Below are 13,007 nucleotides of genomic sequence, written 5' to 3'. Positions count from 1 at the left end.
ACTGCGGAGCTCGTTAAAGCTAATGTTTCAAAACTGGTTTGTCCAACAAAACTTGTTTTTGAATTGGTAAAAACACGATGGATCCTGTTTTTAAAATTTCCACTTCACGACCAAAAACGCGTTTTAAAATTCTTAAGTACTCGGGAATTTGGTAGAGAACTTGCAAGTAAGGATCGTCGGATTTTTTCAAAAACTGTTTGTATTTACTTAGCGTCAGTCGTTGACCGCCTTGCTCGGTAAACCAATTGCTAATTAAGGTACGTAGTTTTTTGCGGTTATAAGTCAAATCTAAGTAAGCGATTTGATTCCCTCGGGCGCGCCACAAAAAGTTGTTGTTTTGGACCACGTAGGGTGATCCTCCAAAGAGACGGAAAAATTCATCGCTGGGAAAAACCGACGGACGGCGTCCGCAGTAGTTGACTAGTCGACTAAATAGCGGAGCGTTGTTATCTAAGTTAGCGTCTAGATAAATTGTCATGGAATTACCAACTGAAAAACGCAAAACTTGACCATAAAACTTTTTGAGTAAGTAGTATGGTTCGTCGCAAACTAAGTCATTCTCAGTTATAACGGGAGCGACTAGCTTCATAAACTTGTTTTTAGTTAAAAGAGGGTGGTGTTCAACCGCGCTGACGAGGGCGTAAATTTGGGCGGCCAAATCTGCGTCTTGGTTGCGCGCTAAGCGAAATTTGTTGGAGTCAATTTTCAAAAGTCACTCTTGACGTTCTAAAGTTGCAATTAAAGAACGGCGCGATGATTTATAACCTATCCGGTTAAGTTTTTCAATTAAACTTTGGTTAATCGTGATGTATTCTAAGTCTGAAGTCGTGAGTCAGTGGCGAATTAAGTACTGAGCGTTACCAAAAATTAATCCGTCAACTTTAACCGATCGATGCGGCGGCATTCAAAAGGGATTAATTTTGATAAAACCCTGCTCGGAAAACTTTTTCCGCTGCTTAATAACTTCTTGGCGAAAGTAAGAGCGCTTGTAAAGCACGTTGTTAATCATTTTATAACGGCGGGCTAAGTAAGCAATGGTAGTGTAATCATCAAGTTTGTCAACTGACACTTGCTGCAAGTTAAAAAGTTGTTCATAAGTAGTGTTCTTAAAAATTTTAACTTGGTTAGTTAAAACGGACAAAACTGTCCGGTAAATACTTTCGCGCATTTTTTTGACGATCGGTTTGGGTATTTTCAGTTTCTGACTAATCGCATCCAAACTTTGTCCTTGAACTAGCAAGCAAAAGACATCAAAAGAGCCATTATTACGATTAAACAAGGTCCGCAACTTTTTCCTAACTAAATTCATATTTCTATTATGTCATAGAATTGTATCTAAATGTCAATTTTTGTTAACGGTGCTTATCGTGGTCAGTTTTCAGCACGGCTAAAAACGCCTCTTGCGGAACGTTAACAACTCCGAATTGCCGGGCGCGCTGTTTACCTTTTTTCTGCTTTTTAAGCAGTTTATCGCGTCGGGTCCGGTCCCCTCCATAAAGCTTTGCCGTCACATCTTTCCGAAAAGCTTTAATTGTTTCCCGGGCAATTACTTTCGCTCCGATTGCCGCTTGAACGGGAATTTCAAAGTTGTGGCGCGGAATTACTTCCTTAAGTCTCTCAACCAGTTGACGAGCACGAGCATAAGCGCGATCTTTCTCGGCGATGAACGCAAAAGCATCGGCAGGCTCACCGTTGAGTAAAATGTCAACTTTAACTAACTTACTAACTTGGTAAGCATCAAACTCGTAGTCAAAAGTCGCATAACCTTTGGACAGCGATTTAAGGTGGTCAAAAAAGTCAAAAATCACTTCGGCGAGCGGTAGACGGTAAATCACTTTCCGACGCAAGTGATCAAGGTATTCCATTTTTAAGTAAGTGCCGCGGCGCGATTGGCATAAATCCAAAACTTGCCCGAGGTATTTTTCCACCACGATAATCTCGGCTTTAATAAAAGGTTCTAGCGTTTCTAAAATCCGCGATTTATCGGGTCAAACAGACGGGTTCTCAATCGTTAACTCCCGACCGTCAGTTAGTTTAAGACGATAACTCACAGTCGGAGCGGTTGTCACTAAATCAAGTTTAAATTCGCGTTCTAAACGTTGCTGTAAAACTTCCATGTGTAAAAGGCCGAGAAACCCAATTCGGTAGCCGTGACCAAGCGCCTGGGAAGTCTCGGGCGTGTAAACAATGGCCGCATCGCTGAGAGCAATTTTTTCCAGACTATCACGCAGTTGAGGGTACTGCCCGTTATCAAGCGGATAAAAACCGGTAAAAACGACCGGTTTGAGTTTTTTAAAACCGGGCAAAGCTTGCTCGGACGGGTTAGCAACTAAAGTAATCGTGTCGCCAACCGCCACGCTTTGGGCCGAGCGAATGGCGGCGGCGAGTCAACCGACTTCGCCCGCCTGGAGACGCTCGCGCTTTACTTCCTGGGGATTTTTGATTCCTAGCTCGGTCACGTCAAACTTTTCGCCGGTTGACATAAATTTAAAACTGTCCCCCACTTTAATTTGTCCGCCGAAAATTCTAACTAAACAAATCACTCCCCGGTAAGTATCGTAGTAAGAGTCAAAGACAAGCGCTTGAAGCGGCAAATGATTGTCGGCGTTGGCCGGCGGCGGAATGCGCTGAATAATCGCCTCCATTACCGCGGGTAAATTTTGACCGGTTTTAGCCGAAATGGCTATGATGTCTTGCGGTTTAATTCCCAAAGTCTCACTCAACTGCTGACTAACTGACTCTGGATCAGCCGTGGGCAAATCAATTTTGTTAATCACCGGGATGATCGCCAAGTTGTGTTCAATCGCTAAGTAAACGTTAGCTAAAGTTTGGGCTTGGATGCCCTGAGCCGCGTCAACCACTAAAAGCACTCCTTCGCAAGCCGACAAGGAGCGAGAAACTTCGTAACCAAAATCAACGTGACCAGGCGTGTCAATTAAGTGAAACAAATAACTTTGGTAGACTATCTGAACCGCGTTGAGTTTAATTGTGATGCCACGTTCTTGCTCAAGTTCCATCGAATCAAGGTGCTGGGCTTTTAATTCGCGCTGACTGACGGTTTGGGTAAGTTCCAAAATCCGGTCGGCCAAAGTTGATTTGCCGTGGTCGATGTGAGCAATGATGGCGAAATTACGTATTTTGCTTTTATCCATGTGCGATAAGTAGGCCTTACTCGGTTAAAAAGGTCGGTCACTAGGGTGGAATGGCAGCCCATGTTGGACTCGAACCAACAGTCACGGCACCAAAAACCGTTGCCTTGCCTATTTGGCTAATGGGCTATTATTGGTGGAGAGAGAGGGATTCGAACCCCCGAACCCGAAGGAGATGGTTTACAGCCACCCGTGTTTAGCCACTTCACTATCTCTCCGCCTACTGGAAACGAAAATATTATATAACAGTGCGACTGCGATTGCCCGACCTACTTGCGGATTTTTAAATCTTTGTAACTAATTTCGGTCGGAGTTTTGCGCTCAAACATGATCAGTTCCACGATAGCCACTTGACGCTGGTCATCGTTTTCTAAAATCGGACCAATTTGACCTTTGGCTGGTCCATCAATAATTTCCACAATTACGCCTGGTACAAAGTTAGTGCGAACGATACCGGCATCAAAATCGTGGCGAATTTTTTCGACTCTTTTGATCATTTTGCGCATCTCTAAATTTGAAACTGGGGTCGGTTTAGTGCGTTGACCCGATGAGCCCACTAGACCAGTCACGTACTCGGTGTTGCGAACTAAAAACCACGCTTCGTTACCCATTCGCATGCGAATGAAAATGTAACCGGGGTAAAGGTTAACCTCGCGAACGCGGTGCGGTTGGTTAGCGGTTTTTTTAGCTAACTCGCGGGGTGTTAAGTGAGGTATGCGCATCACTTTAAACTCGTCAAAATCATCTTGCATATTTTCAGAAACAACCCTGTTTTTGAGCGATTCAATCACTTTATCTTCTTTACCTGAAATGGTCGTAATCATGTACCACTTTTTATCCATTTTAACCTACAATCCAATTCCCATGTGGCGTCATATAAACGCAAAAAATAGCGCCAAACCGAGCAAAAATAAAGCGCTCACCGCGATGAAAAGAACCGCTTTGACAAAGGTGTTGCCCGTCTGACCAAGCGTTGGTCAACGCACACGCTTAAGTTCCTTAATAAAACGTTTGATTCTTTGCATAACTTCGTTAATTATACAAACTTTTAACTTGAAGGTTGACTTTACTTTTGAGCGATTTAATTAGCGTTTTAATTCTGGCGTAAGAAAGTCCAAGCGTCTGACCAACCTTTTTAAGACTGAGTGATTTGACAAAGTGGAGCTCGTAAACTTGCTTTTCCAAAACGCTTAAAACTGATAAATCCAGTTCGGCTGACTCGTCTAAGTTTAAGACAAATTCCTGAGCGCTTTCTGAGTCGTTTAAACTGTAAGCTTCGTTGAGCAGTCGGTAGTTTTTAGTTGAGTAACTTTTGGCTAAAGTGCGAACCATGAACTTGCATTTTAAAGCTAGAAAAGTTTTAAAACTCAAACCAAACTGGGGACGATAACGAAAAATTAACCAAGGTATTTGGGCGCAAAACGCTAAGTGGGCGTCTTCGTAAGTGAGCGGCACTTGCCGGTAAAGCGCTAAAACTTGGTGAATGACGACTTCCAAAGTGCGAGCGTAAAGCGAACTAACTAACGCGGTGATTTTCTCAATCTCCATTAACGTTTTACTCGCTTAAATGGTTCATCAAAATTCCGCCGCTGACTGAAACATTGAGCGATTCCACCGAGCCAAACATCGGAATTTTAATTTTAAAATCAACTTGTTTAGTTAAAGTGGTGCTGATCCCTTTCGCTTCGCTGCCCAGCACCAAAATTAACGGTCAGTTGAGGGGTGCAGCGCGGTAATTCTCACCTTGCAGCGTTGCTCCGTAAATTCAGTATCCGCGCTTTTTAAACTTTTCTAAAACGCTTTGGAGCGAGTTAACCCGAGCGATCTTAAGACCGTTTTGACCTCCGCTCGCGACTTTTAAAACCGCGGGACTAACTTGGGCTGAGCGGTCTTTGGGAATGAGCACGTGTTTTCAACCTAGTGCATTAGCAGTCCTTAAAAGCGCTCCTAAGTTATGGGGGTCTTGGAGGTGATCCAGCGCCAAGACGCGGCGCGGCTGGTCTTTTCAAAAAGACTCCAATTCGGCATAAGGATAATTTTTGGCTAGAGCCACGTAGCCTTGGTGGTTAGCGCTAGTTAGCTGGTCTAAAAACTGTTTTGATTTAACTTGCACCGGCACGCCCTTGGTTAAGTGATTGGAAAGCGGTTTTTGAACGTAAACTAGCTTTAACGGATAGCCGTGTTTAATCGCTTCTAAAACCGTGTTTTTACCGTAAATTAATTTTGGATCACTTGCCATTTTTGTTTTCTTAAATTAGTCCTTGTTTAATTAGTAAAGCCCGAATTTTATCCGCGGCCTGGTAATCTTGTTTAGTGCGAAGCAAAGTTCACCGCTGATAAAGCTGGCGCTGTTTGTCGGTTAGTTTTTCCACGGAAAATTTAAAACCGAGCAAAGCAAAAATCTTGCGCATTAAGTAACCGCTCGTTTTTTTTTCGTGAAAAAGTTTGAGTTGGGCGTGAATCACTTTGAGCGCGGCGCTAAAATTCCACTGACTAATTTGCTGGCTAATCTGCTCAAAAACTTGCTTTTCTTGCTCGCTGGCAAAACCGGTTGAGCGCTCTAGTTGACTTTGTAAGTGAACGTGGTGTCAGCGTTTGACTTGCAAACTAGCTTGGTCAATTAATTCTGGGCCAAGATCGACGGGACTAGTTGGACTAGTCATTAAGTAAATCATTCTGAGCGTGTCAAAACCGTGTTTTTGACCAAAGTCAACCGCACTGACTCAATTACCAAGACTTTTAGCCATTTTGGTGTCTTTCCAATTGACAAGACCAACGTGTTTTCACTCGGTGGTAATTGGTTTTCCGTGGATAGTTCTAAACTGAATGTTTTCGTTTTCGTGGTGGGGGAAAATTAAGTCCACTCCGCCACCGTGTCAATCAAGTTTATGGCCCTGGGCTCAGCGCTCAATTAGCGCCACGCACTCAGTGTGCCAACCAGGGCGCCCTTTGGACCAGGGACTATTTCAGCGCTGGCCGGTCAAAGTTTTTTTTCAAAGGGCAAAATCAGACGGGTGTTTTTTGCTTGGATCAGACGATTCAGTCGGACTGACCATTTGTTCAAAAGATTGAGCCGAAACTTCTCCGTAGTGTTTCCGGGCGCGCTCAACGTTAAAGAAAACGTTGCCCTCAGATTGGTAGGCGCTTTTTTTGTCCAATAACTGCTGAATTATGTTTTGCATATCTTTGACGTGGCGGGTGACAAGCGGCATTTTGCTGACGCAAGTCACGTTATAAAACTTCAGTAAATCTTTGTATAACTTGGTGTATTTACGGGCTACTTCCGACGCGCTAGTTTTTTCCCGTTCGGCCCGGGCGATAATTTTGTCATCAATGTCAGTTATGTTGTGAATTAAATGGACTTTTTTACCCAGACTTTTTTGAGCCCTAACAAAAAGATCAAACGTTAAGATGGGGCGAAAGTTGCCGACGTGAGCCTCATCATAAACAGTCGGACCACAAACATAAATCAAAAGCTCGTTACCAGCCATTGCTGGTCTTATTATAAATTAAAGGCGAAACGATTTTATAGGCGAAGTAAATTACAAACAGGTTAAACCAAATTTTAGCCGGAGTCAAAATTAGGTGGCCAGTTAAAAGCGTGACAAACTGCTTCATATCGTATCCCCAAACTGCCACGTCACCGAGCGTTAAAATCGGTGTGGTGCAAATTTCTAAAATCGCCGAAAAAGCGATGATCGGAATTACGCCGTTAAAAGAACGCGGTTTGAGGGCAAAACGAAAAACAAAAATTCCGATTAGCATCGTCGAAATTCCAAACATGGAAATGCCAAGAAAAACCCACTTATTAGTGATCAGTTCCTGACGCTCAAAAACTTGGTCGCCTTGGAGAACCACAAAAGTTGTCACTCCCACTAAAATCAGCAGCAAAATAACTACCGTGACCAAAAAGTTGGAGTCAATGTATTTACGGGTAAAAAGTTTATCCACGTCTTGCTTGTTAAGTCAGCGGCGGTTGAAGATGTAACCGATCACTCCGGGAATTAAACCAACCAAAGCAAAAGCTAAGGTGTACCACCAGTGCAAAAAAGTGGGCCGAAACATGAAGGAAATAATGTCGCTAGCAATTCCTGTAATCGCGCCGATAAAAGGACCGAAAATATAGCCAGTCAGTTTAATTGGTAGTCCGGCCAAAGTGATTTTAAAAGAGGGTAAAGCGGCGATCGGAATGACGCTCGAAAAAATTAAAATGAATGTGACCGAAGTTGAAATTAAAATGGAAACAAAGGCGATCTTACGGATGTTCCAAGCCCGAATTCTGACCGACTTTCAAAATACTCACATGACTACCAAATTGTACCTAATTTCACCGCTAAACCAATCTAGTCACCCTAGTACGCACTACTGTGGCCTAGCTAAGACTAAAGTTAGGAGCGCTTTTGGTCAAAGGGTCGCACTTTACCTTGCGAAACAAGGTAAAAAGTTAACATTTGAATATCAACCAAATTAACCCCTGCTACCCGCCGAGCTTGACCGATAGTACGCGGTCTAATTAAACTGAGTTTTTGACGTGCTTCCGAAGCTAAATTGCTAACTTCGTGGTAGTTAATAGTTTCGGGAATTAAAATCTTTTCCAGTTTGACCATTTTGCTCACTTCGCGGTTTTGTTTGGCGATGTAACCGCCCAGTTTAACTCGCGTGGTAATTTCGCTTAAGTAAGGCGAATTAATTAGTTCGCTCGGGTCAACTAACCCGCGGACAATCAACTGAGCCAAACTCGTTGATTCGCTCAGGCCAATTCGGAGCGCCAACTGGCTTTTGGTTGAAAGGTAAGTGGATTCTAAGTGTCGAACGCTTTGTTCAATTTCTTCGTACTTAGCCCGAATTTTTTTGATTTCTTGCTCCGAAATAAGTCCGACTCGGTAGCCGATTTCGCTCAGCCGCTGGTCAGCGTTATCGTGACGTAAAAGCAAGCGGTACTCGGCTCTAGAAGTAAGCATTCGGTAAGGTTCGCGTGTCCCGCGCGTAACTAGGTCATCAATCAAAACGCCGATATAAGCTTGGTCGCGACCCAGCACAACTGGTTCGCGCTGGTTAAGTTTGCAAGCGATGTTAATTCCAGCGATCAGTCCCTGAGCGGCTGCTTCTTCGTAGCCGGAAGTGCCGTTTATTTGACCCGCCAAGTAAAGACCTGCCACGCGCTTAGTTTCCAAAGTTGCTTTTAATTCCAGCGGGTCAACCGCGTCGTATTCAATCGCATAACCCCATTTGAGCACTTTAGCGTTTGCGCAACCTGGCAAAGTTTTAACTACCTTGGCTTGCACTTCGGGCGGCAAAGAAGTTGACAGGCCGTTTAAATAAATAGTGGTGGAGGCAGCGTCTTCGGGTTCGTAAAAAATTTGGTGCCTCGGACGATCGGGAAAGCGGCAAACTTTGTCTTCAATCGAAGGACAGTAGCGCGGTCCCACTCCTTTGATTAAACCGCTGTAAAGCGACGACTTACTCAGATTTTCCCGAATCACCGCGTGAGTTTTCTGGTTGGTGTGAGTTAAGTAGCAGTGAATTTGCTCGTCTAATTGTCGACCCGAACGATTAGAAAAAGCGTGCTTTTCCGGTGGCAACACTTCCTCTTGGACTTGACTAAAATCAATCGAACTGGCTAAAATGCGCGGCGGAGTGCCGGTTTTAAGTCTCTGGAGTGAAAAACCAAGTCGCGCTAAGGCGGCACTCAAGCCATAACTGCCTTTTTCTCCGTCGGGGCCGCTGGCAGTTTTTTTCAAACCTTGCAAAATTTGAGCGTTTAAGTAAGTGCCCGTCGTAATTAAAACTGCAGGGGCCAAAATCTTTTGGCCGCCAGTCAGCACCACTCCTTGGATTTGTCCCTGCTCAACGATTAAGTCTTCAACCATGGACCCCATCAAGTTTAAATGCGGATGACGTTTGGCCGCCTCGTAAATCAGTTGGCTGTACTTATCTTTGTCAATTTGAGCCCGCAAAGCCCGCACGGCTGGTCCTTTGCTCTGGTTGAGCATTTTAATTTGGATCATCGCTAAATCGCTGAAATAACCTTGCACTCCGCCCAGAGCATCAATTTCGCGGGTCAAAATCCCCTTGGCCGGACCGCCGATCGCCGGGTTGCAAGGCATGCTAGCCAGGCGACGTAAGTTAGGAGTAATCAGAGCAGCTTTAACGCGGGAATTGGCCAAAGCAAAAGCGGCTTCAACGCCGGCGTGGCCTCCGCCGATAACGATCGCTTCAAAGTGTTTTTCCATCTTTTTTATTCTACAAAATTTAAGATTTGTGGCGCGGTGTTTTGATTTCTTGCTGGGTAATGCAGTGGAAGTTTCCGCCGCCGAGTAAAACTTCGATCGAAGGAATCGGAACTACTTTGCGGTCGGGAAATTCCCGCTTAATTAATTCAATCGCTGCGTGGTCGCTCGGCAAACCAAAAGTTGGCATGACAATCCCGCCGTTAGCAATGTAAAAATTAACGTAACTAGCCGCTAATCTTTCGCCAACTGGTCGAGCTTTGGCAAGTTGCGTTTCAATTTCCAAAGCTTGCTCTTTGCTACGGTAAAGCGGTTTAGTTGGCATAGGCATTTTGACAACTTCAATTTTCCGTCCGCGAGCATCGGTCATTTTGCTAAGGTACTCGTAATCTTTCTGACTTCGCTCGTACTGAGGGTCGTCGGGGTTGTCCGACCATCCCAAGAACACCCGGCCGGGTTTAATTACGCAGCAAATGTTATCCACATGACCGCTCGTTTCGTCTTTGAAAACTCCGTAGGGAATTCAAATCACTTTTTCAGCTCCCAAGTATTCCTTGAGGTAATTTTCTATTTGCTGCTTAGTTAGGTTGGGGTTGCGGTTAGGATTAAGCAAACATTCCTCAGTCGTGTAAATCGTTCCTTCGCCGTCGGAATGAATTGAACCTCCTTCCAAAATAAGTGGTGCTCGGTAGCGATCAATCTTTAAATAGTCTAAGACATTTTTAGCCATCAAATCGTCCTGGTCTCACGACTCGTATGCTTGTCCTCCTCAGGCGTTAAAAATTCAGTCTACTCCGCGCACATCGCCAGCCTTGTTACGGACAAAAGTCGGTCCAATGTCTCGCATCCAAGAATCATCCGATGGGTAGACCAAGATGCGCACTTTAGAGTTTAAAATTGCGCGAGCCGCTTTTTCCGTCGCTTTGCTCACTACCATCGTAACTGGTTCAAACTGACTAATCGCGTTAGCCACTTGGGCGAAAGTCGCTTGAGCCGGTCCGGCTTTAGCGCGCCACGTGTCTAAACGTTCGGGAAAAACCATTCAACAACCAACGTGGGGTTCAAACTCGCCCGGCATGTAAAAGCCGTCTTTTAAAGGGGTGGTTTTTAGTAATTTACTCATTGCTAACTCCTTGAGGTTTGCTGCGGGACTGCCAAAAAATGAGTGCTTCACCGACCGCGACTGTCAGCGCTGTGCCAACTAGACAAAAGAGTACTTGCATCCCTCCATCATCTAGAGTCAGCGTTTTTTCACCGACAACAACCGCACCAAAAATATAGAGAAAAATGCTTAAGACTACGATTAATGTCGGTAAAACGCTAATGATAACTTGAACTCAGAGCGGACCGCGAATTTTAAAAGGTCTTGCTAAGTCAGGCTCACGAATTCGTAGTTTGAGGTACGCCGGGAAAATTAACAAATAAGGCAGTAAGAAGACGACGGCCGAAAAAGCGTAAATTGACCAAAATAAGTCGCTAATTTTACCGTCGCTTGAAAGTGATCCGGCCAAAAGAACGACGAGCGTGCTAACTAGACCGGTAATGATGGAAGACCAAAGCGGTCCGTTCGTAGCGCGAATACGGCTAGCAAAAAGTGCCGGAAAAGCGCCGCTTTGGGCTGACTCAATAATCGTGCGGTTGGCACCGGCGGTTCAAGTGATCATGTTGCCAAAAAAGGTGAAAAGTAAAAAGAGCGCGATAATCTCAACTATCCATGGCAAGTTGAAAGCGGTTTTAATCGTGTCAATTAGACCGTTTGAAATATCTATTTCCTTCACATCTAAGACAATGTTAACTGCGGCGGTACCAAGCACGTAAGCAATTATGGTAGTTAAACCAGCGATAATGATGCTCTTAGGTATTGCCCGGCTCGGGTTATCCATTTCGCTTGATGTGTTGGAAGATAGTTCAAAGCCCGATAAGTTGTAGATTATAACTGGCAAAAACATCACACCTTTGGATCAACTAGGAATAAAACCAAAGTCGGGGTCAAGAACGGGCGTGCTAACCGAGCGGTTTTGAACTAGCCAAACAATTCCCGCGCCAATTAGAGCGATTGTCACGATTAGTTTGGCGATCGAACTTAAGTTGGGCAATCACTTGAGTTTGTCAATGCTGAGAAAGTTAAAACAAGTCGTTAAAAAAATTAAACTGATTGCGATGCCAATTTGAGTTCAAAGCGTTAGTTGGTTGCCAAAGAAGGTGTAAGACAAAGTGCTGGAAAAAGCGATAAAAACCGAAGGCATCCAAAGCGCGACGTTAATTCAGTAATACCAACTGCTGCGAATTGCCCAGCGCCGACCAAAGGCCCGGTTTACCCAAGCAAAAATGCCGCCTTCATCGCCAATTGCCGCGCCGAGTTCGGCGCTAATAAAACCGTAGGGCAAAAAGTAAATTAAGGCAAAAATTAAAAGTCAAACGATCGACTGTCAACCAATTGCCGCTGCCGCGGCAAAAGAATCCAAAACAAAAACGGCGGCAAAAGTGAAAAGAACGATGTCGCTAACTTTAAGTTTTTTGACGGGTTTTTGGTTCATGACTCGGCTCGCTTACGGCGTGGTTGTAAGTGTAGCGCTGTTTTCAAGGACGGTGGCGATCGTTAAGGTAATTCTCAATTAGACCGCGGTGGTAAGCCCGCACGGCATGGTCGGCCTGGTCAAGACGCGGATAGATGTAGTAAGCCAAAAGCGCTAACTGAGCCGTCAAACGGTTTTCCGACTGGTCAAAGACAATCGACTGAGGACCGTCCATCACACTGTCTAACACTTCAACGCCGCGCGAAGCGGGCAGACAGTGCATAAAACGAGCTTGAGGGCCGGCTTTTTTGAGGACAGCCGGCGTCACTTGGTAAGTCGGTTTAAAAGCCTTGACGCGCTCTCCGGCTTCGCTTTCTTGGTCTACTCACCACCATAAGTCGGTGTAAACAAAGTCAGCACCGGCAACCTCGTTCATATCGTCGGTTACTTTAACACTGCCGCTCTTAGCTTGGGTGATGTTTTGCTCAGCGATTTTAATTCACTCGGCGGGCGACTGGTATTTCTTGGGCGCAATGTGAACAAAGTTCATTCCCATTCTAGTCGTAATGTGCATAGTAGAACTGCACACATTCGTGCGGTCGCCGATAAAGACAACTTTTAACTGACCAAAAGAAAGGTTTTTAGTTTTGCTAGGGTCTGCGTGTTCAAGCATCGTGAATAAATCGCAAATTGCTTGCGTGGGGTGGTTGTAATCAGAAAGACCGTTAAAAACAGGTACGTCGCTGTACTTGGCAATTTCCAAAATCGTGCTGTGTTTAAGAGCTCGGCAAAAGATCCCGTCGCACATGCGGGAAAGCACTTTGACCGTGTCATAGAGTGATTCGCGTTCGCCCAGGTGAATTTCACCAGGTTTTAAATACTGAGCGTGACCGCCTAAAAGCGTCATAGCAGCCTCAAACGAGACGCGAGTGCGAGTTGAGGGCTCTTCAAAAATCATCGCCAAAGTGCGGTTTTTAAGTAGTTCAGGGACGGCTCCGTTGTAACGAGCGTCTTTGAAATACTTCATAAGTTTGAGCAGAGCCAAAATGTCATGGCGCGACAAATCTTGGGTATCAACAAAGTGACAAAGCTTATTCATAAGGACAAACCTC

12 protein-coding genes and 2 tRNA genes are annotated in these 13,007 nt (G+C 44.8%); all 14 read right to left on the bottom strand.

Annotation, left to right across the window (positions count from 1 at the left end; translation table 4 throughout):
• Positions 1-19 precede the first annotated feature (19 nt).
• On the bottom strand, positions 20-1,309 hold the full coding sequence (locus tag CSE00_RS02740) for a hypothetical protein (RefSeq protein ID WP_161565550.1): 1,290 nt from the start codon (positions 1,307-1,309) through the stop codon (positions 20-22).
• Between the two features lie 43 nt (positions 1,310-1,352).
• Complete coding sequence (gene lepA, locus CSE00_RS02735) at positions 1,353-3,152, bottom strand: translation elongation factor 4 (RefSeq protein ID WP_127943051.1); 1,800 nt, start codon at positions 3,150-3,152, stop codon at positions 1,353-1,355.
• Between the two features lie 51 nt (positions 3,153-3,203).
• Positions 3,204-3,278: transfer RNA gene (locus tag CSE00_RS02730), tRNA-Gln, on the bottom strand.
• Positions 3,279-3,283: 5 nt separating this feature from the next.
• Positions 3,284-3,367: transfer RNA gene (locus CSE00_RS02725), tRNA-Tyr, on the bottom strand.
• A gap of 51 nt (positions 3,368-3,418) precedes the next feature.
• Entirely contained in the window at positions 3,419-3,991 is a 573-nt protein-coding gene (gene nusG / locus CSE00_RS02720; protein WP_127943050.1) for a transcription termination/antitermination protein NusG, read from the bottom strand.
• A gap of 6 nt (positions 3,992-3,997) precedes the next feature.
• Complete coding sequence (gene secE, locus CSE00_RS02715) at positions 3,998-4,174, bottom strand: preprotein translocase subunit SecE (protein ID WP_127943049.1); 177 nt, start codon at positions 4,172-4,174, stop codon at positions 3,998-4,000.
• A gap of 7 nt (positions 4,175-4,181) precedes the next feature.
• Positions 4,182-4,697: a sigma-70 family RNA polymerase sigma factor gene (locus CSE00_RS02710; RefSeq protein ID WP_127943048.1), complete on the bottom strand. Its 516-nt coding sequence runs from the start codon at positions 4,695-4,697 to the stop codon at positions 4,182-4,184.
• Between the two features lie 7 nt (positions 4,698-4,704).
• The gene (rlmB, locus tag CSE00_RS02705) at positions 4,705-5,388 is read right to left on the bottom strand and encodes a 23S rRNA (guanosine(2251)-2'-O)-methyltransferase RlmB (RefSeq protein WP_127943047.1); all 684 of its coding nucleotides are present in this window, start codon (positions 5,386-5,388) and stop codon (positions 4,705-4,707) included.
• 10 nt (positions 5,389-5,398) lie between these two features.
• On the bottom strand, positions 5,399-6,640 hold the full coding sequence (locus CSE00_RS02700; protein ID WP_127943046.1) for a class I tRNA ligase family protein: 1,242 nt from the start codon (positions 6,638-6,640) through the stop codon (positions 5,399-5,401).
• Positions 6,630-7,454, bottom strand: coding sequence for an ECF transporter S component (locus CSE00_RS02695; protein WP_127943045.1), 825 nt, complete (start codon positions 7,452-7,454; stop codon positions 6,630-6,632). The genes CSE00_RS02700 and CSE00_RS02695 overlap by 11 nt, the downstream gene beginning before the upstream one ends.
• A gap of 83 nt (positions 7,455-7,537) precedes the next feature.
• Positions 7,538-9,382: a tRNA uridine-5-carboxymethylaminomethyl(34) synthesis enzyme MnmG gene (gene mnmG, locus CSE00_RS02690; RefSeq protein ID WP_127943044.1), complete on the bottom strand. Its 1,845-nt coding sequence runs from the start codon at positions 9,380-9,382 to the stop codon at positions 7,538-7,540.
• Positions 9,383-9,401: 19 nt separating this feature from the next.
• On the bottom strand, positions 9,402-10,502 hold the full coding sequence (gene aguA / locus CSE00_RS02685; protein WP_127943043.1) for an agmatine deiminase: 1,101 nt from the start codon (positions 10,500-10,502) through the stop codon (positions 9,402-9,404).
• Positions 10,495-11,916, bottom strand: coding sequence for an APC family permease (locus tag CSE00_RS02680; protein ID WP_127943042.1), 1,422 nt, complete (start codon positions 11,914-11,916; stop codon positions 10,495-10,497). Before CSE00_RS02680 ends, aguA begins: the two co-directional genes overlap by 8 nt.
• On the bottom strand, positions 11,888-12,994 hold the full coding sequence (argF, locus tag CSE00_RS02675) for an ornithine carbamoyltransferase (RefSeq protein WP_127943041.1): 1,107 nt from the start codon (positions 12,992-12,994) through the stop codon (positions 11,888-11,890). Before argF ends, CSE00_RS02680 begins: the two co-directional genes overlap by 29 nt.
• Positions 12,995-13,007: the final 13 nt, after the last annotated feature.

Source organism: Mycoplasma sp. ATU-Cv-703 (genome assembly GCA_004011965.1).
Lineage (GTDB): Bacteria > Bacillota_I > Bacilli_A > Mycoplasmatales > Metamycoplasmataceae > RYZV01.
Note: the sequence above shows the minus strand (reverse complement) of the source record. Positions and strands in the feature narration are given on the sequence as shown.